A 20,500-nucleotide genomic window follows, 5' to 3' on the forward strand; every position below is an offset into this window, starting at 1 on the left:
GATGGCGCAGCAGCAGCACGCCTTCGCGGACGACGAGGCGAGGGCCGTGTACCGTGCCATCCGCGAGCGGCGCGACATGCGGCACTTCGCGGGCGGCGAGGTCGCACCCGAAGTGCTGCGCCGGTTGCTCGAAGCGGCGCACCAGGCGCCCAGCGTCGGCTTCATGCAGCCGTGGCGCTTCATCCGCATTCGCGGCGCCGCGTTGCGGCAGCGCATGCACGACGCGGTCGAGCGCGAACGCGTGCTCACGGCGCGCGCCCTCGGCGAGCGCGAAGACGAATTCATGCGCCTGAAGGTGCAGGGCCTGCTCGATGCGGCCGAGGTGCTGGCCGTGTCGCTCGCGGACGATCGCGACCGTCATGTGTTCGGCCGCCGCACGCTGCCGCAGATGGACCTGGCCTCGGCCTCCTGCGCGATCCAAAACCTCTGGCTCGCGGCGCGCGCCGAAGGGCTGGGCATGGGGTGGGTGTCGCTGTTCGATCCGGTCGAATTGAGCGCCTTGCTCGGCCTGCCCGAAGGCGCCGAGCCCATCGCCTTGCTGTGCCTCGGCCCGGTGCACGATTTCTACGAAGAGCCGATGCTGCAGCGCGAACGCTGGGCGCGGCGCGAGCCGCTCTCGGCGCTGGTGTTCGACGAATGCTGGGGCCAGCCGTCGGACCTGTTTTCTTCCGCCCCCTCCGCCGTGGAACCCGCCTGATGCTGGCCTTCGATACCGTCCTCTTCGAGCTCGCGCGCCTGTTCCTCTGGCCAGTGACGCTCGGCGTGCTGCTGTCCTTCGTCTACGCGGTGTATTGCCTCGGCGCCTTCGGCATCGAGTACCTGCAGCGCCGCCGCGACCCGTCGCGCGCATTGGTGCTGCAGCGCCACCTCGGCGCGAGCCAGGAGCAGATGGAGCTGGTGGTGCTCAAGCACCTCGAAGGCGTGCGCCTGTGCAGCCGCGTGGCGCCGATGCTCGGGCTGATCGCCACGATGATCCCGATGGGGCCGGCGCTGGTGGCCGTTGCATCGGGCGAATCGCAGGGCGTGGCGCAGAGCCTCGCGCCCGCGTTCGCCGCGGTGATCGTGGCGCTCGCCTCGGCCTCGATCACCTTCGTGGTCTACACCGTGCGCCGCCGCTGGCTGATGCGCGAGCTGGTGACGGTGCTCGATGCGCGGGATCGCCTCTCATGAGCCGCAGGCAGTTCTCGATCCTGAGCAGCCTCGATACGGATGACGACGACCCGGTGCTCTCGACCATCAACCTGATCGACGTGTTCATGGTGGTGATCGGCATGCTGATGATCGCGGTCATCAACAACCCGATGAACCCGTTTGCGCAGGACAAGGTCACGGTCATCCGCAACGAAGGCAAGCCTGACATGGAGATCATCACGCGCGAAGGGCAGAAGATCACGCGCTTCAAGGCCAGCGGCGCGACGGGGCAGGGCGACGGCGAGAAGGCTGGTACGGCGTGGCGGCTGAAGGACGGCACGATGGTCTATGTGCCGGCGGATGCGGTGCCTGCGGCGCAGGACGGGAAGTGACGCGCGTCTTCGTCTGGCTCGTGTTGATGGCGCTGGCGTTCTGCGCGCAAGCCGAGCCGGACGAACCTTCGCGCATCGTGGTGCTGAGCACGTCGCTGGTGTCGCCGGCGCGCGTGGTGCGGCTGCAGGAAGCGGCGCACGAGGTGGGGCTGCCGCTGCAGGTGGTGTCGGCCGCCAAGGATTCGCCCGAAGCGCTCGCCGCGGCGCTTGACGGCGCGCGGCTGCTGGTGATCGATGCGCCGCACATCAGCGTGGCGCAAGCCGCGGCGGCGCGCTTCGGCGATGTGATTTCGCGCAGCGCCGTGCCCTATGTGCTGATCGGCGAATTCGCGCTCGTCGCGAAGGGTCAGGCCTCCGGTGCAGCGCCCCTCGCGGCCGAACGCGGCGTCGATGCGGCCTGGGCGCAGCGGCTGCGCGAGTACTGGCGGTTCGCCGGCGCGGCCAACCTGAAGTCGGCGATGAAGGCGCTCGCGCAGATCGACGACGTGAACGGACTGCCGCCCCCCGTGCCGACGCCGCTCTCGGGCTTCTATCACCCGCGCTGGCCGCGCATCGAACCCGACATCGCGGCCGTGGACAAGTTGCCTGGCACCGGCGGAACCGTCGCCATCGCCATCAACAGCGCCACCGTGACAGGCGACGACACCGGCTGGCTCGACGCGCTGATCGCCGCGCTCGAACAGCGCGGCCTGCGCGCCTACGCCTTCTACGGCCCGCGCCAGCAGAAGGACCTGTTCTTTCGCATGACGCACGCAGCCGGCGCGGACGAGCACCGCGTGGCCGATGTGATCGTCAACGCCTCGCTGGTCTTCACGCCGAACGAGCGCAAGGCCGAACTGGAGCGCATCGGCGTGCCGGTGCTCCAGACGCTGCCGTCGCTCGCCATGGACGCCGCGCAGTGGGCCGCCAGCAAGGACGGCCTCGCGCAGACCGACATCGCCTCGTACTACAGCCCGAGCGAGCTGGCCGGCATGACCGACCCGATGCTCGTGAGTGCGCGCGATGCCGCCGCCGGCACGCTGCAGCCGCTGCCTGCGCAGATCGATGCGGTGGCCGGCAAGGCGGCCGCGCTGCTGCGGCTGCAGCGCACGCCGGCCGCGGACCGGCGCGTCGCAATGCTGGTCTACAACTACCCGCCGGGCGAGGCGAATTTCGGTGCGTCGTTTCTCAACGTGCCGCGCAGCGTGAACAACATGCTGGCGGCGATGCAGTCGGCGGGCTACCGCACCGAGATACCCGGCGCGGACGCGCTCATCGCGCAGGTGCAGGCGGCGATGAAGGCGTACTACCCGGTCGATGGCGGCGATGCGTTGCAGCCGCTGCTCGGCAAGGGGCTGGCCGATTCGCTGCCACTCGCGCGCTATGTCGCGTGGTTTCGTTCGTTGCCTGCCGAGACGCAGCGCCGCATCGAGACCTACTGGGGACCGCCCGAGAAGTCGACCATGCTGCGGCCCGTCGCGGGCGAGCCGGCCTTCGTCATTCCGCGCGTCCGCTTCGGCAATGTCGTCGTGCTGCGCCAGCCACCGCGCTTCGAGCCGGGCACGCAGGTGGCAGGCAAGGCCGAGCAGGTCTACCACCGCTCGGCCATTCCGCTGAGCCACGGCTATCTGGCGACGTACCTCTGGCTGCGCACGCAGTTCGGTGCGAGCGCGGTCGTGCACGTGGGCACGCACGGCACGGTCGAATGGTCGGCCGGCAAGGAGCGCGGGCTCTCGGTGCAGGACGATCCGCTGCTGGCGCTCGGCGACCTGCCCAACGTCTACCCGTACATCATGGACAACCTCGGCGAAGCCACCACTGCGAAGCGCCGCGGCCGCGCGACGATGGTGAGCCACTCGACGCCGATGTTCGCGCCCGCGGGCTTTCGCCCCGGCGTGCAGGCGATGCACGAGCGGATGCACGATTGGGAGACGCTGTCGCCCGGGCCGGTGAAGCGCGCGATGGAAAAGCAGCTCGCCGCGGAGTTCACCGAACAGCACTACGACCGCGACCTGAAGTGGACGCCCGCGCGGATTCGCGCCGATTTCGCGGGCTTCATCGCGGTGCTGCATCCCTACCTCGATGAACTCGCGCAGACCGCGCAGCCGCTGGGCCTCGCCACTTTCGGGCAGGCGCCCGATGCTGAGCGTCGCCGCATGACGATCCTGCAGATCCTTGGCAAGCCCTTGGCCGAAGCGCTGGGCGAAGACGTCGATGAGGCCTTCCTTGTCGATGCGAAGAACATCGCGGCTTCGCGCCTCGCACGCTGGGTCGAGGTAGCGATCAAGGATGCCGATGCGGCGAGCGCAATGGGCGCGGATGCCAAGGCGCTGCGAACCATGGCCCTGCGCGCGCAAAAGATCGACACCGTACTCGCGCACAACGAAGAAATCGAAGGCCTGCTCACCGCGCTCGACGGCTGCTACCTCAAGGCCAGCTACGGCGGCGACCCCGTGCGCAACCCCGACAGCCTGCCGACCGGCCGCAACCTCTACGGCTTCGACCCGAGCCGCGTGCCGACGCGCGCCGCGTGGGACATCGGCGTCGCCGCGATGGACGCATGGATCGCCGAACACGCCAAGGGCCACGCCGGCAAGCTCCCCGAGAAGATCGCCTTCACCCTCTGGGCGGGTGAAGCCTCGCGCCACCAGGGCGTGCTGGAGAGCCAGGCCTTCTACGCCATGGGCGTGAAGCCACGCTGGGACGAGGCAGGGCGCATCGCCGGCATCGAAGTGCTGCCCGCATCGGCGTTGAAGCGGCCGCGCATGGATGTGCTGGTCAGCGTCACCGGTTCGTACCGCGACCAGTTCCCGAACGTGATGCGCTGGCTCGACGAGGCGGTGCAGCAAGTCGCGGCGCTGGACGAACCGGGCAATGCGGTCGCGCAGCACAGCGCGGCGCTGGCCCGCAAGCTGCGCGCGGAAGGCGCCACGCCGGCCGAGGCCAGGCGCTGGTCGACCGCGCGCGTGTTCTCGAACGAGCAGGGCAGCTACGGCGCCGGGCTCGAAGAGGCCGCGCTCGCAAGCGATGTGTGGACTTCGCAGCGGCGCGGCGGCGGCGATGCGCAGATGGCGCGGCTCTACATGGACCGAATGGGCCATGCCTACGGCCAGGGACTCGACGGCGCGGCGCGCCCTGATGCCTACGCGAACAATCTCGCGCAGGTCGATGCGGCGCTGATGACGCGCACGTCGAATCTCTATGGCGTGCTCACCAACGACGATCCGTTCCAGTACCTGGGCGGCATCGCGCAGGCTGTGCGCCAGCTCACCGGCAAGGACCCGGCGCTCTACGTGCAGAACCTGCGCGACGGCGGCGCGGTGCGCACCGACACGGCCGCCGGCGCCATCGCGCGCGAGATGCAGACGCGCTACCTGCACCCGCAATGGATCGAAGCGCAGAAAGCCGAGGGCTACAGCGGCACGCTGCAGGTGCTCAAGACCGCGCAGTTCCTCTGGGGGTGGCAGGTCACCGCGCCCGCGGCGGTGCGGCAGGATCAGTGGCAATCGCTGCACGACGTGTATGTGCGCGACCGGTACAAGCTCGGCACGCGCGAATGGCTGGAGGACGACAACCGCGCCGCCTTCGCGCAGACGCTGGAGCGCATGCTCGATGCGGTGCGGCTGGACTACTGGAAGCCCGATGCCGCGACGCGGCGTGAACTCGCGAAGGCCTACGACGAGGCGGTGCGCGCCACCGGGCTGCGCGAGCGCAATGCCGGGGTGCAGCGCTTCGTGCAGGCCGAGCTGGCGCCGCGGGCTACCGCGCCCGTCGAGGTGCGAAGGGCGCCGGCCGTGGCGCCGGTCGAAGCGAGTGTCGCGCCGACATCCGAGAAGGCCGCGGAGGCTCCCGCGCAGGAAGGCACGCAGCCCGTGACCGGCCTCAAGCTCGAACCCACGCCCGACGAAGCGCCGCCGCCGAAGGCCGAGGCGAGCGCGCTGCGGTTTTGGGTCGCGCTCGGCGCCGCCTTGCTGGTCGCACTCGGCGCGCTGGCGCAGTGGCGGCGCGGCAGGGCATCGCCGGCCCATGCCTGATTCGCGAGAATGACGGCCCCGATGCCAGCCCTTTCCCTCACTCACGCCCTCATCGCCGTCACGGCGCTGTGGCTCGCGCTGGCCATCGATCGCTGGTTCGGCGAGCCCACGGCACGTTTGCATCCGGTGGTGTGGATGGGCGCCTACCTCGGCTGGATCGGCTCGCGCATCGCGCCCAAGGCATGGCAGGCCAAGGCGCGCGACCTGCCGCGCTTCTTCATCGGCGCGTTGACGTGGTGCCTCGGCGGCATGGCGGTCTGGGGCGTGGCGCTGCTGCTGCAATCGCTCGTCACGCTGCACCTGCCCGCATGGGCCGCGGCCGTGCTGCTGGGGCTGCTGCTCAAGCCGCTCTTCGCATGGCGGATGCTGCGCGACGAAGTGCTCGCGGTCGAAGCGGCGCTGGCCGTTTCGCTCGACGCAGGCCGCGCGCAGTTGGCCCGGCTCGTGAGCCGCGACGTCGCCCAGCTCGGCGAGCGCGAGGTGCGCGAGAGCGCGATCGAGTCGCTGGCCGAGAACCTCAACGATTCGCTGGTGGCGCCGCTGTTCTGGTTCGTGCTGCTCGGCCTGCCGGGCGCGGCGCTCTACCGTTTCGCGAACACGGCCGATGCGATGTGGGGCTATCGCGGCGAGCGCAAGGGTCTGGATTGGACATGGCTCGGCAAATGGGCGGCGCGCGCGGACGACGTGCTCTCCTGGGTGCCGGCGCGCCTCACCGCGCTGCTGCTGGCGCTTGCCGCGTGGCAATGGCCAGGAGGCCTAGGCGAGGAAGCGCGCCGCACGCCATCGCCCAACAGCGGCTGGCCGATGGCGGCGATGGCGCTGTTGCTCGGCGTGCGACTGGCCAAGCCGGGCGTTTACGCACTGAATGCCGAGGCGCGGCGCGCCGCCACGGACGACACGCAGCGCACGGCGGTGCTGGCGGGCAGGGCGGTGCTGGCGGCGGCCGTGTGCGCATCGCTGGCGATCGCGGGCATCGCGGCATGGGTGAGGTGGCCATGAGCATCGCCCCGCTTCTCCACGGCGGCCCCGACGAGACCGGTGCTGCGCCACATGACTTTTCGACGAACGGCAACGCCGTGGGCGCGTGCCCGGCGGCAGTGGCCGCGGTGCGCGCGGCCGACGCGACGCACTATCCCGATCCGCGCTACACGGCGCTGCGCGAACGGCTCGCGGCCTTTCATGGCGTGGATGCCGGACGCATCGTGATCGCGGCGAGCGCGAGCGAATTCATCCACCGCATCAGCGCCGCTGTCTCACGCGACGGAGGCCGGAAGGTCTGGCTGCCCGCGCACAGCTATGGCGACTACGAGCGCGCCGCGCAAGCCTGGGGCCTGGACGTATCGCGCGCGCCCGCGCCGCACGATGGCGCGGCGCTGCGTTGGTGCTGCGAGCCGTCGAGCCCGCTGGGGCAGGCGCAAGCCGATCTCGCGCTGCATGCGCAAGCCAGCAGCACCTGCGTGCTCGACATGGCCTACGCGCCGTTGCGCCTCGAAGGCCGTGCTTCGCTCGATGCCGCACAGCGCGACCGCGTCTGGCAACTGTGGACGCCGAACAAAGCCATGGGCCTCACCGGCATTCGTGCCGCTTACGCGATCGCGCCCGACGACGCGGCCGCCGCGCCGCTGATGCAGCGCCTCGAACAACTCGCCCCGTCATGGCCGCTCGGCACGCACGGCGTGGCGCTGCTCGAGACCTGGACAGGCGACCAGGCGCAAGCCTGGCTCGCCCGGAGCCTGCAGACCCTGCGCACCTGGAAGTCGCAGCAGCGCGCGCTCTGCGAATCGCTCGGCTGGCAGTGCCTTCCCAGCGACGCCAATTTCTTCTGCGCCCGCACCGACATCCCGTACCCCCCGTTGGCAACCGCCTTGCGCGCCGACGGCATCAAGCTGCGCGACTGCGCCTCCTTCGGCCTGCCGGGCCACGTGCGCCTGGGCGTGCTGCCGCCGCAGAGCCAGCAGGCGCTCAAGCAAGCCTGGACACGCGCCGCCGCTTGCACCGAAGATTGAAACCATGCTCTACGCCATCACCTCGCTTTTCCTTTGCCAATTGGCCGGCGAACTGCTCGTGCAGTGGCTGGGCCTGCCGATTCCGGGGCCGCTGATCGGCATGGTGCTGCTCTTCATCGCGCTGCTCGTGCGCGGCGGCGTGCCGCAGGCGCTGGCCGACACCTCGGGCCACCTGCTGCGCAACCTGATGCTGCTGTTCATTCCGGCCGTGACCGGCGTCATGCTGCATTTCGAGCGGGTGGGGCGCGAGTGGCTGCCCTTCCTGGCGGCCGGCATCGTCGGTGCGGCCTTCACCATGACCGTCACCGCGCTCACCTTCCGCTGGATGATCCGCATCACCGGAAAGAACGCCGAATGAGCGCCCCCGCCAAGCTCTCCGAGGTCTGGGTCTTTCTCGCGCAGTCGCCGCTGCTGTGGCTCTCGCTCACGCTGCTCGCGTACCTCGGTGCGCTGTGGCTGCACCGGCGCAGCGGCGCGAACCCGATGGTCAATCCGGTGCTGATTTCCGTCGTGGTCATCGTCACCGTGCTGCTCCTCACGCGCACGCCCTACGACACCTATTTCGAAGGCGCGAAGTTCGTGCACTTCCTGATCGGCCCGGCGACCGTGGCGCTGGCCGTACCGCTCTATGGGCAGATCGCGCGGCTGCGCAGGCTGTGGCTGCCGATCGGCGTGGCGCTGCTGATGGGGTCGGTGGCGGCCATCGTCTCGGCCATCGGCATCGCGTGGGCGCTGGGCGGATCGCACGAGCTCATCATGTCGCTCGCATCGAAGTCGGCCACGATGCCCATCGCGATGGGCGTGGCAGAAAAGATCGGCGGTTTGCCGTCGCTGGCAGCGGTTGCCGCCGCTGTCGCCGGCATCTCGGGCGCGATCATGGCGACCGGTCTCTTGAACCTGCTGCGCATCAAGGAGCCCGCGGTGCGCGGCTTCGCGGTCGGCATGGCGGCGCATGGCATCGGCACCGCGCGGGCCATCCAGGTGAACGAAACCGCGGGCGCGTTCTCTGCGCTTGCGATGGGGCTGAATGGCATCGCGACGGCGCTGCTGGTGCCGCTGCTGGTCAAGCTGCTGGGCGCCTGACGCTCACATCGCCCGCGCTTCGCCGCGCAGCCAGCAGCCTTGCGCTTCTTCGCCGCGCGCGGGAAGCCGCACGCCGATCAGCGAAGGCGAGCCCATCGCCTCTCCCTGCCTGACCGTCACGAGCGTCGCCGCATCGCCCGCCAGCGACTGTTCGCGCAGGCCCCAGGCGAGCGCCGCCGCGGCGATGCCGGTGGCCGCATCTTCCGGGTAACCCGACGAGCGCGGGAACTGCCGCGCGCTGACGACCGGGCCCGTGCTGTCGGCGAGCGCAAAGGGATAGAGCCCGGTCGAGCCAAGCCGGTTGCACAGCGCCTCGACGCTGCCCAGGTCCACGCGCAATGTGTGCAGCGCCTCGAGGCTTTCGAGCCGGATCAGCGTCTTCACGCGGCTCGTCGCCGAGTTGAGCACTTGGCCGACGATCTGCCGCAGCTCCACGCCGAGGCAGCGCGCAATCTCCTGCACCAGCGCATCGCCCACGACCTGCACCTGCGCGCGCGGCTGGCTGATCTCGACCGTGCCCTGCACATGGCGCCCTTCGACCGTTCCGCTCAAGGTCTCGATGCGCACCGGCGCGCCGCTCCAGAGGCCGCGCTCGTGCAGCAGCCACAGCGCGCCGATGGTCGCGTGGCCGCACATTTCCATTTCGTGGCGCGGCACGAAGTAGCGCATGCGGAACCGGTGATCGGCGCTCGACGGCATCAGCGCGAACACCGACTCGTGACCGCTCAGGCGCGTGTGCTCCTGCATCTGCGCGGAGGTCATGTCGTCGGCATCGAGCCATACGGGCGCGGGGTTGCCGCCGGTGTCGGCGCCGGAGAGGGCGAAGACGCGAACGAGCTGCGTGGTCATCGCCATCAGTCCGCCTTGGCGTTGACCGCGCGGGCGATGCCGCCCCACAGCGCGATGTCGGCGCGGATCTTCTGCGCGAACGCCTCCGGGCTCAGGCTTTGCGGCGCGACGCCCTTGGCGAGCATGTCGGCGCGCAGGTTGCGGTCCTGCAGCACCTTGTCCAGGGCCGTGCGCAGGCGCTGCAGCACGTCCTTGGGCGTGGCCGCGGGCGCCATGAGTCCGTACCAAAGCTCGGGCTTGAAGTCCTTGATGCCCGAGGCCTCGAAGGTCGGCAGCTCGGGAAACACCGCCGAGGGCTGGCTGATCGCCAGCGCCCGCATGCGCGAGGCGCGCACTTGCGGCGCGAGCGCGACGGGGTTGTCGAACAGCGCCTGCACCTGGCCGGCCATCAGGTCGGTCTGCGCGGGCGCCGCGCCGCGGTAGGGGATGTGCGTCATCTCGATGCCGGTGCGCTGCTTGAAGAGCTCGGCTGCCAGGTGGCTCGCGGTGCCGTTGCCGATGCTGCCGTAGTTGAGCGCGCCGGGCTTGGCCTTGGCGTAGCGGATGAACTCGGCCAGGTTCTGCGCCGGCAGTTCCGGCGACACCACCAGCACGAAGGGCGTGGTGCCGAGCGTGCCGACCGGCGCGAGGTCCGCCAGCGGGTCGTAGGGCAGCTTGGGGTACACGGCCTGCGCCGAGGCGATGGTGGTGGTCGTCGCGGCGACCAGCGTGTAGCCGTCGGGCGCCGCCTTGGCCGCATAGCCCGTGCCGACGGTGCCGCCCGCGCCGGCCCGGTTGTCGATGATCACCGGCACGCCCAGCTCGGCCTGCAGCTTGACCTGCACCGCGCGAAAGATCACGTCGGTGCCGCCGCCCGCGGGGAAGGGCACGACGATGGTCACGGGCTTGGCCGGGTAGGCGGCGTGGGCGGCGTGCGTGGCCGCTGCGGCTGCCAGCACACCGGCCGCGGCCAGGCGAAGGCTGGCGCGCACGAGGGACGAGGGGTTCATGAAGCTTCCTTGCAGGATCGACGGTGGGATGCGGACTAGTCTTGTCGAAGGCGCTCCTCGGGGTGCGCCGGATCGCGACACCCTCGCGCACGAAAGCGACATTGGCGACAATCCCCCGCATGCCACCGAAAGACGCCCAGCCCGGCCTGCGGATTTCGCCGTTCATCGACCGGCTCGCCCACAAGGCGACGATGGTGGCGAACGCGCGCGAGGGCTACGCGACCAGCACGCATGCGCACGATTGCGACATGCTCTTCGTGCCGCTCGCGGGCCGCTTCGACATCGTCGATGCGCAGGGCGACGCGCTGCAGTCGTCCCCCGGTCACTTCCTCTGGTTCGCCGCAGGCGCGGCCCATGCAACGAGCGCGCAGACCTTGCGGCAGACGCATGTCGCGGTGTACGTCGATTCCGAGTTCTGGGAAATGGCGTTGCGCGCCCAGGGCGTGCGGCAGCCGCAGCAGGGCATGCGCGCGGGCAGCGCCGCGCTCACGGCGCTGTCGCAGCAGATGCTGTCGCTGGCGCAGTCGGGCGAGACCGAGGAGCGCGTCGTCGCGCATTGCGGCGCGCTCGTCATGGAGGCGGCGCGGCTCACGGCGCATCCCCTCGTGCAGCCGAACGACCGCGGCGCGCCCGCGCAGGTGCTTGCGGCGCTGCTGGCGGACGACATCGAGGCCGACCTCGCGCGAGCGCTCTCGCTCGATGCGTTCGCCGAGCGGCACCGTATGTCGCGGCGGCAGGTCGAGCGGATCTTCAAGACCGCGTTCGAGATGTCGCCGCTCGAATTCCAGCAGCGCAAGCGCCTGGAGCGCGCGCGTTACCTGCTCGAGCGCACCGACGATTCGGTGCTTTCGGTCGCGCAGCAAGTGGGATGGGAGTCGGGCTCTTATCTCTCGCGCATGCTCGGCAAGGCCTGGTCCGTGACGGCCGCGCAGATCCGCGCTTCGGCGCCAACCAGAAGCTGACCCCACAACCCATCACGGAGAACGACGACCATGTCCGAATACACCGCAGAAGTGCTGTGGCAACGAGGCGAGCAGGACTTCCTGGCCAACACCTACAGCCGCAGGCACTCGTTGCGCTTCGACGGCGGCGCGGAGTGGGCGGGCTCGTCGTCGCCGCACGTGGTGCCGCTGCCTTTTTCCGATGCATCGGCCGTCGATCCGGAAGAAGCCTTCGTCGCATCGCTGTCGAGCTGCCACATGCTCTGGTTCCTCACGATGGCGGTGAAGCGCAAGTTCTGCGTTGACCGCTACTTCGATGCGGCGAGCGGCGTCATGGAAAAGAACGCGGACGGCAAGATGGCCATGACCGTCGTCACGCTGCGGCCCGAGGTCACGTTCTCGGGAGAGAACCTGCCCACGCGCGAGCAGATCGCGCACATGCACCACCGGGCGCACGAGGAGTGCTTCATTGCGAACTCGGTGAAGACGGATGTGCGCTGCGAGCCGGTGTACGGCGCGGGCGGGTGAGTTAACGCCGAAAATCCGGAGCTGGCCGGGCCACCGGTCAAGTCACCGCCGCTGCAACCGCGGATTCTTCGCAAACAACTCCGCCGCCCAATCCACAAACGCCCGCACTTTCGCACTCAAATGCCGGTTCGGCGGATACACCACGTGAATCGGCAGCGGATCGCGGCTCCAGTCGGCCAGCACTTCGACCAGCTCCCCGCTTTCCAGATGCGGCTCCGCCATGAACGTGATGCACTGCGAAATACCGAAGCCGCCGAGCACCGCCGCGATGTGCGCGTTGCTCTCGTTCACCGACACCCGGTACGGCCCGTTCAGCTCGATGCGCTCGTCGCCCTTGTGGAACTCGTGCGGGTAGATGCGCCGCGTGGTGCCTGAGAAATAGCTCACCACCGTGTGGCGCTTCTCGATGTCGTTCGGATGCTGCGGCGCGCCGTAGCGCTTGATGTACGCGGGCGAGGCCACCGTCACGAAGTGCAGGGTGCCGATGCGGCGGGCCACCAGCGACTGGTCGCTCAGTTCGCCGGCGCGGATCACGCAGTCGACGTTGTCGCTGATCAGGTCGACCGTGCGGTCGCTCACGCCCAGGTCGACCTGGATGTCGGGGTAGCGGTCGCAAAAGCTGGCCAGGTTGGGCAGGATGATCTGCCGGGCGACCGAGGTGCCGACGTCGATGCGCAGCCGCCCCGTGGGGCTGGCCTGCGCATTGGTCATGCTGGCCTCCATGTCGTCGAAGTCGTTCAGGAGGCGCGCGGCGCGCTCGAAGTACGCGGCGCCGTCGGGCGTGACCGTCACGCGGCGCGTGGTGCGGTTCAAGAGCTTCACGCGCAGGCGCGATTCCAGCGCCTGGATCTGCTTGGTGACCGTGCCCTTGGGCAGGGCGAGCGAGTCCGCGGCCCGGGTGAAAGTGCCGGCCTCCACGACGCGGACGAAGATGCGCATGGCCTGGATTTGATCCATCGAATGCCTGTTCTGGTGCCCGGCCCACGCCGGAGGGAGGCGGATTCTCACACAAGGCGACCAACCCCCCGTGGCATACGGATTGTTAGCCGTTTGGAAACAGAGTGGGGTCAGCTTGCCTGTTTCATGTCACACACGGCGCCTTATATTTCAACCATCGCCCATTCCCCTGAGGTCGCCCATGTCACCCGTTCCATCGTCCCGTTCTGCCGAAGCCGCCGCCGCAGCCGCTGCGGTGCAAGGCGTGGAAGCCGATCTGTCGATCGAGCTGCCCGGTCGCGAACCGGTGGCCGCCCGTATCTACGGACAGCGCGCCAAGGGCGACACGGCGCCGCTGGTGCTGCATTTCCATGGCGGCACCTTCGTGTGCGGCGGCCTGGACAACGGGCGCAACGTGGCGCGGCTTTTGGCCGGCTCGGGCGCCGTGGTGGTGTCGCTGGCCTATCCGCTGGTGCCGTTTCCGGAGCCCATCGAGGTCGGCTATGCCGCGCTCGAATGGCTCTACAAGCAGCGCACCAAGCTGGGCGGCAAGGGCGCGCTGGTCTATCTGGCCGGCGAGGAAGCCGGTGGCAACCTGGCTGCCGCCGTGGCGCTGATCGCCCGAGACCGGGCCCATCCGCCGCTGGCAGGCCAGATTTTGCTGTCGCCGATGCTCGACCCGTGCGCAGGCACCGCGTCGCTGCGCAAGGCCACCAACGACGCCCCCGAATGCCGCTGGGCCAGCGGCTGGGAAAAGTACCTGAGCTGCCCGTCGAACGCGACGCACCCCTATGCGGTGCCGAGCGGGTCGCTGCGCCTCTCCGCCCTGGCACCTGCGCTGGTGCTGGTGGGGCAGGACGACGCGATGCGCGACGAGGCCATGACCTTCGCGGGGCGCCTGCGTGCGGCCGGCATCGAGGTCACCAGCAGCGTGCTGCCCGGCGCGGCGAACTGGCCCAAGGCGCTGTACGACCCTGACAACGAGGGTTGTCGGGACTGCGCGGCCAACGTGCAGCAGCACTTTCGCGAGTTCTTCAGCGCCACGACGCCGCCACCTCCGGCGGCGCCCGAGCCCAGCTAGACCCGCAAGAGTCAGCACCGCCCACTGACAGCCGCCGCCTCCCCTCGAGGCGGGCGTCCGGCCCCTCTTTTCCCTGAAATCCGCCTCCTGGTGCCAAAAGCACCGGGGTGGCCTGTTGCATCCCAAAAAGTCATCGAGAAGGACGAAACATCATGTCGAACAACGAACAACAAAAGCTGTCTTCCGCCGCCCGCAAGGGCCTGTGGCCCGCCGTGACCGGCCTCACCGCACTGCTGGCGGTGGCCGCCGCGGTGGTGGGCATGTACAGCTTCAAGGCCGAGGCCACCGCGCCCGTGGCTGCGCAACAGGGCACGCCGGTGTCGGTCGCGGTCGTCGCGTCGAGCGAGATCAATGCGTGGGACGAGTTCTCCGGCCGCCTCGAAGCGGTCGAGCGCGTCGACGTGCGATCCCGCGTGGCGGGCGCCGTGCAGGCGGTGCACTTCCGCGAAGGCGCGCTCGTGAAGCAGGGCGACCTGCTGATCACCATCGACCCCGCGCCGTACGCCGCCGAGGTGGAGCGCGCCGCAGCGCAGGTCGCCTCGGCGCAGGCCCGCCAGGCCTTCAGCCGCAGCGAGCAGGAACGCGCCAGGCGCCTGTGGGACGAGCAGGCCATCGCCCAGCGCGAACTGGACGAGCGCGTGAACGCCGGCCGCGAAGCCGAAGCCAACCTGCGCGCCGCGCAGGCCTCGCTGCAGACCGCACGCCTGAGCCTGGGCTACACCCAGGTGCGGGCGCCGGTGTCCGGCCGCATCGGCAAGCTCGAAGTGACGGTGGGCAACCTCGTCGCCGCGGGCCCCGGCGCGCCGGTGCTGACCACGCTGGTGTCGGTGAGCCCGATCTACGCGAGCTTCGATGCCGACGAGCAAGTGATCACCCGCGCCCTGAAGGACCTGCCGGCCAACGTCGGCGCACGCGGCCAGATCGACACGATCCCCGTGCAGATGGGCACCGCCGGCCTGGACGGCACGCCCTTCACCGGCAAGCTGCAGCTGATCGACAACCAGGTCGACGCCCGCAGCGGCACCGTGCGTGTCCGTGCTTCCTTCGACAACAAGGACGGCGCGCTCATCCCCGGCCAGTTCGCCCGCATCCGCATGGGCCAGGCGCGCAACGACACGGCGCTGCTGGTGAGCGAACGCGCCATCGGCACCGACCAGAACAAGAAGTTCGTGATGGTCGTGGGCGAGGACAGCAAGGCGGTCTACCGCGAAGTGGCCCTGGGCGCTTCGATCAACGGCCTGCGCGTCGTGAGCAAGGGCCTGAAGGCCGGCGATCGCGTCGTGGTCAACGGCCTGCAGCACATCCGCCCGGGTGCGCTGCTGGCGCCGCAGAACGTGACGATGGACGCCAAGGCGGACGCCGCCAAGCAACAACAACCGGAACGCGTGGCCGAGGCCGCGAAGTCCTGATTTCGGAGGAGGGCGCCTTGGCGTCCGCCGGAGAACCAACATGAATCTCTCTAAATTCTTCATCGACCGGCCGATCTTTGCCGGCGTGCTGTCGCTATTGATGCTGATAGCCGGCCTGATCGCGCTGCGGGGGCTCCCGATCTCGGAGTACCCGGAAGTCGCGCCGCCTTCGGTGGTGGTGCGCGCCCAGTACCCGGGCGCCAACCCCAAGGTGATCGCCGAAACCGTGGCCACGCCGCTGGAAGAGCAGATCAACGGCGTCGAAGGCATGCTCTACATGGGCAGCCAGGCCACGACCGACGGCGTGCTCACGCTGACCGTCACGTTCCGCCTGGGCACCGACCCGGACAAGGCCCAGCAGCTGGTGCAGAACCGCGTCTCGCAAGCCGAGCCGCGCCTGCCCGAGGAAGTGCGGCGCCTGGGCATCACGACCGTCAAGAGCGCGCCTGACTTGACGATGGTGGTTCACCTCGTGTCGCCGAACAACCGCTACGACATCAATTACCTGCGCAACTACGCGGTGCTGAACGTGAAGGACCCGCTCGCACGCATCGAAGGCGTGGGCCAGGTGCAGATCTTCGGCGGCGGCGACTACTCGATGCGCGTCTGGCTCGACCCGCAGAAGGTCGCGCAGCGCGGCCTCTCGGCGAGCGACGTGGTGGCTGCGATCCGCGGCCAGAACGTGCAGGCCGCGGCCGGCGTGGTCGGCGCATCGCCGGGCCTCTCGGGCGTGGACATGCAGCTGTCGATCAATGCGCAGGGGCGCCTGCAGAGCGAAGAAGAATTCGGCGACATCATCGTCAAGAGCGGCACCGACGGCGCCGTGACGCGCCTTCGCGACATCGGCCGCCTGGAGATGGGCGCTGCCGACTACTCGCTGCGCTCGCTCCTGAACAACGACCCGGCCGTGGGCATGGGCGTGTTCCAGGCGCCGGGCTCCAACGCGCTCGACATCTCGTCCAACGTTCGCAAGACGATGGCCGAGCTCAACAAGAACATGCCCGAGGGCCTGGAATACCGCATCGCCTACGACCCGACGCAGTTCGTGCGCGCATCGATCGAGTCGGTGATCCACACGCTGCTCGAAGCCATCATGCTGGTGGTGCTGGTGGTGATCCTGTTCCTGCAGACGTGGCGCGCGTCGATCATTCCGCTCTTGGCCGTGCCGGTGTCGGTGATCGGTACCTTCGCGGTGCTGCACATCCTCGGTTTCTCGATCAATGCGCTGAGCCTTTTCGGGCTGGTGCTGGCGATCGGCATCGTGGTGGACGACGCCATCGTGGTGGTGGAAAACGTCGAGCGGAACATCGAGGCGGGGCTCACGCCGCGTGAAGCGACGTACCGCGCGATGCGCGAAGTGTCCGGGCCCATCATCGCGATCGCGCTGGTGTTGGTGGCCGTGTTCGTGCCGCTCGCATTCATCAGCGGTCTCACGGGCCAGTTCTATCGCCAGTTCGCGGTGACCATCGCGATCTCGACGGTGATCTCGGCGATCAATTCGCTGACGCTCTCGCCGGCGCTCGCAGCCCTCCTGCTGCGCGGCCATGACCAACCGAAAGACGCGCTGACGCGCGGCATGGACAAGGCGTTCGGCTGGCTGTTCCGCGGCTTCAACAAGCTGTTCCATCGCGGTTCGGAGGCCTACAGCGGCGGCGTGAAGAACGTCATCTCGCGCAAGGCCCTGATGCTGGCGGTCTACGTCGCGCTGATCGCGGTGACCTTCGGCCTCTTCAAGGCGGTGCCCGGCGGTTTCGTTCCGGCGCAGGACAAGCAGTACCTCATCGGCTTTGCCCAGCTGCCCGACGGCGCCACGCTCGACCGCACCGACGAAGTGATCCAGCGCATGGGCGAGATCATGAAGAAGAACCCGAACGTGGAAGACGCCATCGCCTTCCCGGGCCTGTCGATCAACGGCTTCACCAACAGCTCCAACTCGGGCATCGTGTTCGCCACGCTCAAGCCTTTCGACCAGCGCAAGCGCGCCGATCAAAGCGGCGGCGCGGTGGCGGGCCAGCTCAACGGCGCGTTCTCCAGCATCCAGGACGCATTCATCGTGATGTTCCCGCCGCCGCCGGTGGCGGGCCTGGGCACCACGGGCGGCTTCAAGCTGCAGATCGAAGACCGTGCATCGGTCGGCTACGACCAGATGGACCAGGCAGTGAAGGCCTTCATGGCCAAGGCGCAGGCCGCGCCCGAGCTCACGGGCATGTTCACGAGCTGGCAGGTCAACGTGCCGCAGCTGTACGCGGACATCGACCGCACCAAGGCGCGCCAGCTCGGCGTGCCGGTGACGGACATCTTCGACACGATGCAGATCTACCTGGGTAGCCTGTACGCCAACGACTTCAACAAGTTCGGCCGCACGTACTCCGTGCGCGTCCAGGCCGATGCGCCTTACCGCGCCCGTGCCGAAGACGTGGGCCTCTTGAAGGTGCGCTCGACCTCGGGCGAGATGGTGCCGCTGGCCGCGTTGATGAAGGTCAATTCGACCTTCGGACCGGAACGCGCCATGCGCTACAACGGCTACCTCGCCGCCGACATCAACGGCGGCCCGGCACCCGGCTATTCGTCGGGCCAGGCGCAGGACGTGATCACCAAGATCGCGGCCGAGACGCTGCCCAAGGGCGTGAGCTTCGAGTGGACCGAGCTGACCTACCAGGAAATCCTGGCCGGCAACTCCGCCTTCCTGGTGTTCCCGCTGGCCATCCTGCTGGTGTTCCTGGTGCTGGCTGCCCAGTACGAGAGCCTGACGCTGCCGATCGCGATCATCCTGATCGTGCCCATGGGCATCATGGCCGCGATGGCGGGCGTATGGATATCGGGGGGTGACAACAACGTCTTCACGCAGATCGGGCTGATCGTGCTGGTGGGGTTGAGTGCGAAGAACGCGATCCTGATCGTGGAGTTCGCACGGGAGCTGGAGTTCGCCGGACGCACGCCCATCCAGGCCGCGATCGAAGCGAGCCGCCTGCGCCTGCGCCCGATCCTGATGACCTCGCTGGCCTTCGTGATGGGTGTGCTGCCCCTGGTGCTCTCGACCGGCGCGGGCTCGGAGATGCGCAAGGCCATGGGCGTGGCGGTGTTCGCCGGGATGATCGGGGTGACGGCCTTCGGCCTGTTCTTGACGCCCGTGTTCTACGTGCTGCTGCGGCGCCTGGCGGGCAACAAGCCGCTCAAGCTGCATGGCGAAGTGCCGCATGGCGAGGAGTTCGTCTCGGCGGGCCATCCGGCCGCCCCGGCGCCTTCGTCGTCGCACGGTGGTTCGGGCGGTGGCGGTCTGCACCCGGTGCCGGCCTCGCCGCGTCCCTCGCACGGGTCGCATGACTGATCGCATCGCTGATCAAGAAGAAAGTTCATCATGAAATTCGCATTCCAACCTTTGGTGCGCAACGCATTCCTGCCGCTGGTCGCCGCCCTGGCGCTGGCCGGTTGCGCGACGGTGCCTTCCGGCGTGCCGGAAATCCAGACCACGGCGCAGTTCAAGGAGCAGGGCGCCACGCCGCCGGCCGGCTTCACAAAGGCACTGCCTTCGGAAGCGCAGGCGCGCGGCGCCTGGTGGCTGGCGTTCAACGACCCGGTGCTCAATGCGCTGGTCGAGAAGGCCGACGTCAACAACAACAACATCCAGGCCGCCGCGGCCCGGCTGGCCGAGGCCCGCGCGCTTGCGCGCAGCGCCAATGCCGACCGGCTGCCGCAGATCGGCCTGGGCGCGGGTGCCAACCGCGGCGCGGGCCTGGACAAGGCCACGGCCAGCGTTTCGCCGGGCACCATGACCAACATCGGCGCCACGTTCTCGTACGAAGTGGACCTGTTCGGCCGCCTCTCGGGCGCCAGCAACGCGGCCAAGCTCGATGCCGCCGGCCGCGAAGGCCTGCTGCAGAGCACGCGTCTCGCGGTACAGGCCGAAGTGGCGCAGACCTACCTGCAGCTGCGCGCGCTCGACGCCGAACGCGCACTGATGCGCGAGACGGTCGACGCCTACAGCGACACGCTGCGCCTCACGCAGCGCCGCCAAGCGGCCGGCGACATCGCCGAGCTCGATGTGGCGCGGGTGCAGACCGAGGTGTCGTCCACCGAATCCGACGCGCTGGCACTCGACCGCCAACGCGCCCAGGTCGAGCACGCGCTCGCGGTGCTGGTGGGCGATTCGGCCTCCAGCTTCGGCGTGCGCACCGACGAATGGGCGACAGCCCTGCCGGCCATTCCGCCCGGCGTGCCCGGCACGGTGCTCACGCGCCGGCCCGATGTGTCGGCCGCGCAGAACGCGGTGCTCGCGGCGCAGGCCCGCGTTGGCGTGGCGCAGACCGCATGGTTCCCGGACATCTCGCTGACCGGCGCCGCCGGCTACGCCTCGCCCGAGATCGGCGACCTCTTCAAGTGGTCGGCCCGCTCGTGGGGCGTGGGCGCGCTGCTGTCGCTGCCGATCTTCGACGGCGGCCGCCGCGAGGCCGGCCTGCAGGGCGCCAACGCCCAGCTCGACGGCGCGCTGGCCAGCTACCGCACGCAGGTGCTGGTGGCGTTCCAGGAGGTCGAAGACCAGCTGGCCGCGATCCGCATCCTGCAGGAGCAATCGGTGGTGCAGGCCAAGGCGGTGTCGTCGGCGCAGCGGGCGACGAGCCTGTCGGACACGCGCTATCGCAATGGCTACATCAGCCAGCTCGACCTGCTCGACGCGCGCCGCAGCGAGTTGCGCAACCGGCGCCAGGCGCTGCAGGTGAAGTCGGCGCAGTACCAGGCCGCCGTGGGCCTGATCCGTGCGATCGGCGGGACGTGGGAAGTGCCGGCGGCAACCGCGTCGGCTGCCCCGGCCGCTACCCCTGCTGCTGCGCAGAAGGTGGCGACGCGCTGATCTTCTGGAGCTCCGCGACGCCCAGGGCCAGCGCGTTGGAGTAGGTGGCCTGCGGCTTGCCGGCCGTGCGGAATACCCGGTAATCGAGGGTGTCGCGGGTGTCGTGAAGGTCTGAGTGGCCGCTGTTGTCGAGGGCTTCGAGCAGGGTCCAGTAGAACTGGCCCGGCTCGCGTTCCTCGACCGTGAGCGCCAGGTCGTTGAGAGCGGGCATGGGTCCGTGGTCGCAAGGCATTGAGGTGTCTTGTATACGGACAAACGACGCCCCCGGATTCAAAACGCAACCGCATCCCCGG

Annotated in this window: 18 protein-coding genes; 14 read left to right on the forward strand and 4 right to left on the reverse strand. The window is 69.3% G+C overall.

Annotation, left to right across the window (positions count from 1 at the left end):
- The first annotated feature begins 1 nt into the window (after position 1).
- The 8 genes from bluB to ACZYRS_RS16070 are packed head-to-tail and all read left to right on the forward strand — an operon-like array spanning position 2 to position 8,625.
- Positions 2-697 (forward strand): 5,6-dimethylbenzimidazole synthase, encoded by a 696-nt coding sequence (gene bluB / locus ACZYRS_RS16035; RefSeq protein WP_463420037.1) that lies wholly within the window; start codon positions 2-4, stop codon positions 695-697.
- Positions 697-1,170, forward strand: a complete 474-nt coding sequence (locus ACZYRS_RS16040; protein ID WP_198787520.1) for a MotA/TolQ/ExbB proton channel family protein — start codon at positions 697-699, stop codon at positions 1,168-1,170. Before bluB ends, ACZYRS_RS16040 begins: the two co-directional genes overlap by 1 nt.
- Positions 1,167-1,523, forward strand: a complete 357-nt coding sequence (locus ACZYRS_RS16045; protein WP_463420038.1) for a DUF2149 domain-containing protein — start codon at positions 1,167-1,169, stop codon at positions 1,521-1,523. Before ACZYRS_RS16040 ends, ACZYRS_RS16045 begins: the two co-directional genes overlap by 4 nt.
- Positions 1,520-5,536, forward strand: a complete 4,017-nt coding sequence (cobN, locus tag ACZYRS_RS16050; protein ID WP_463420039.1) for a cobaltochelatase subunit CobN — start codon at positions 1,520-1,522, stop codon at positions 5,534-5,536. Before ACZYRS_RS16045 ends, cobN begins: the two co-directional genes overlap by 4 nt.
- 21 nt (positions 5,537-5,557) lie before the next feature.
- On the forward strand, positions 5,558-6,535 hold the full coding sequence (gene cbiB, locus ACZYRS_RS16055; RefSeq protein ID WP_463420040.1) for an adenosylcobinamide-phosphate synthase CbiB: 978 nt from the start codon (positions 5,558-5,560) through the stop codon (positions 6,533-6,535).
- On the forward strand, positions 6,532-7,542 hold the full coding sequence (locus ACZYRS_RS16060; protein ID WP_463420041.1) for an aminotransferase class I/II-fold pyridoxal phosphate-dependent enzyme: 1,011 nt from the start codon (positions 6,532-6,534) through the stop codon (positions 7,540-7,542). Before cbiB ends, ACZYRS_RS16060 begins: the two co-directional genes overlap by 4 nt.
- Before the next feature lie 4 nt (positions 7,543-7,546).
- Positions 7,547-7,900, forward strand: a complete 354-nt coding sequence (locus ACZYRS_RS16065; RefSeq protein WP_198787525.1) for a CidA/LrgA family protein — start codon at positions 7,547-7,549, stop codon at positions 7,898-7,900.
- Positions 7,897-8,625: an LrgB family protein gene (locus ACZYRS_RS16070; RefSeq protein WP_463420042.1), complete on the forward strand. Its 729-nt coding sequence runs from the start codon at positions 7,897-7,899 to the stop codon at positions 8,623-8,625. The genes ACZYRS_RS16065 and ACZYRS_RS16070 overlap by 4 nt, the downstream gene beginning before the upstream one ends.
- 3 nt (positions 8,626-8,628) lie before the next feature.
- On the opposite strand, the gene ACZYRS_RS16075 is transcribed toward ACZYRS_RS16070, so the two are convergent.
- Together ACZYRS_RS16075 and ACZYRS_RS16080 are read right to left on the reverse strand one after the other, a co-directional pair.
- Positions 8,629-9,474, reverse strand: a complete 846-nt coding sequence (locus tag ACZYRS_RS16075) for a PhzF family phenazine biosynthesis protein (protein ID WP_463420043.1) — start codon at positions 9,472-9,474, stop codon at positions 8,629-8,631.
- A 5-nt stretch (positions 9,475-9,479) separates the two neighbouring features.
- Positions 9,480-10,463, reverse strand: a complete 984-nt coding sequence (locus ACZYRS_RS16080) for a Bug family tripartite tricarboxylate transporter substrate binding protein (RefSeq protein ID WP_463420044.1) — start codon at positions 10,461-10,463, stop codon at positions 9,480-9,482.
- A 119-nt stretch (positions 10,464-10,582) separates the two neighbouring features.
- On the opposite strand from ACZYRS_RS16080, the gene ACZYRS_RS16085 reads away from it, so the two are divergent.
- Both ACZYRS_RS16085 and ACZYRS_RS16090 read left to right on the forward strand, forming a co-directional pair.
- The gene (locus tag ACZYRS_RS16085; protein WP_463420045.1) at positions 10,583-11,425 is read left to right on the forward strand and encodes a helix-turn-helix domain-containing protein; all 843 of its coding nucleotides are present in this window, start codon (positions 10,583-10,585) and stop codon (positions 11,423-11,425) included.
- A 30-nt stretch (positions 11,426-11,455) separates the two neighbouring features.
- Positions 11,456-11,932, forward strand: a complete 477-nt coding sequence (locus ACZYRS_RS16090) for an OsmC family protein (protein ID WP_463420046.1) — start codon at positions 11,456-11,458, stop codon at positions 11,930-11,932.
- 42 nt (positions 11,933-11,974) lie between these two features.
- Here ACZYRS_RS16090 and ACZYRS_RS16095 read toward each other — a convergent pair whose 3' ends face one another.
- Positions 11,975-12,889, reverse strand: coding sequence for a LysR family transcriptional regulator (locus tag ACZYRS_RS16095; RefSeq protein ID WP_198787531.1), 915 nt, complete (start codon positions 12,887-12,889; stop codon positions 11,975-11,977).
- 181 nt (positions 12,890-13,070) lie between these two features.
- Between ACZYRS_RS16095 and ACZYRS_RS16100 the strand changes: the two genes are divergently transcribed.
- The 4 genes from ACZYRS_RS16100 to ACZYRS_RS16115 all read left to right on the forward strand — a co-directional run bounded on the left by ACZYRS_RS16100 (position 13,071) and on the right by ACZYRS_RS16115 (position 20,207).
- Entirely contained in the window at positions 13,071-13,949 is an 879-nt protein-coding gene (locus ACZYRS_RS16100) for an alpha/beta hydrolase (protein ID WP_198787532.1), read from the forward strand.
- 152 nt (positions 13,950-14,101) lie between these two features.
- Positions 14,102-15,358, forward strand: a complete 1,257-nt coding sequence (locus ACZYRS_RS16105) for an efflux RND transporter periplasmic adaptor subunit (RefSeq protein WP_463420047.1) — start codon at positions 14,102-14,104, stop codon at positions 15,356-15,358.
- 40 nt (positions 15,359-15,398) lie between these two features.
- Positions 15,399-18,686, forward strand: coding sequence for an efflux RND transporter permease subunit (locus tag ACZYRS_RS16110; protein WP_463420048.1), 3,288 nt, complete (start codon positions 15,399-15,401; stop codon positions 18,684-18,686).
- A gap of 30 nt (positions 18,687-18,716) precedes the next feature.
- Positions 18,717-20,207 (forward strand): efflux transporter outer membrane subunit, encoded by a 1,491-nt coding sequence (locus tag ACZYRS_RS16115; RefSeq protein ID WP_463420049.1) that lies wholly within the window; start codon positions 18,717-18,719, stop codon positions 20,205-20,207.
- On the opposite strand, the gene ACZYRS_RS16120 is transcribed toward ACZYRS_RS16115, so the two are convergent.
- Positions 20,170-20,418, reverse strand: coding sequence for a hypothetical protein (locus ACZYRS_RS16120; protein WP_463420050.1), 249 nt, complete (start codon positions 20,416-20,418; stop codon positions 20,170-20,172). The two genes, ACZYRS_RS16115 and ACZYRS_RS16120, sit on opposite strands and share 38 nt — an antisense overlap.
- Between the last annotated feature and the right edge of the window lie 82 nt (positions 20,419-20,500).

The organism is Variovorax sp. AC194 (genome assembly GCF_979257995.1).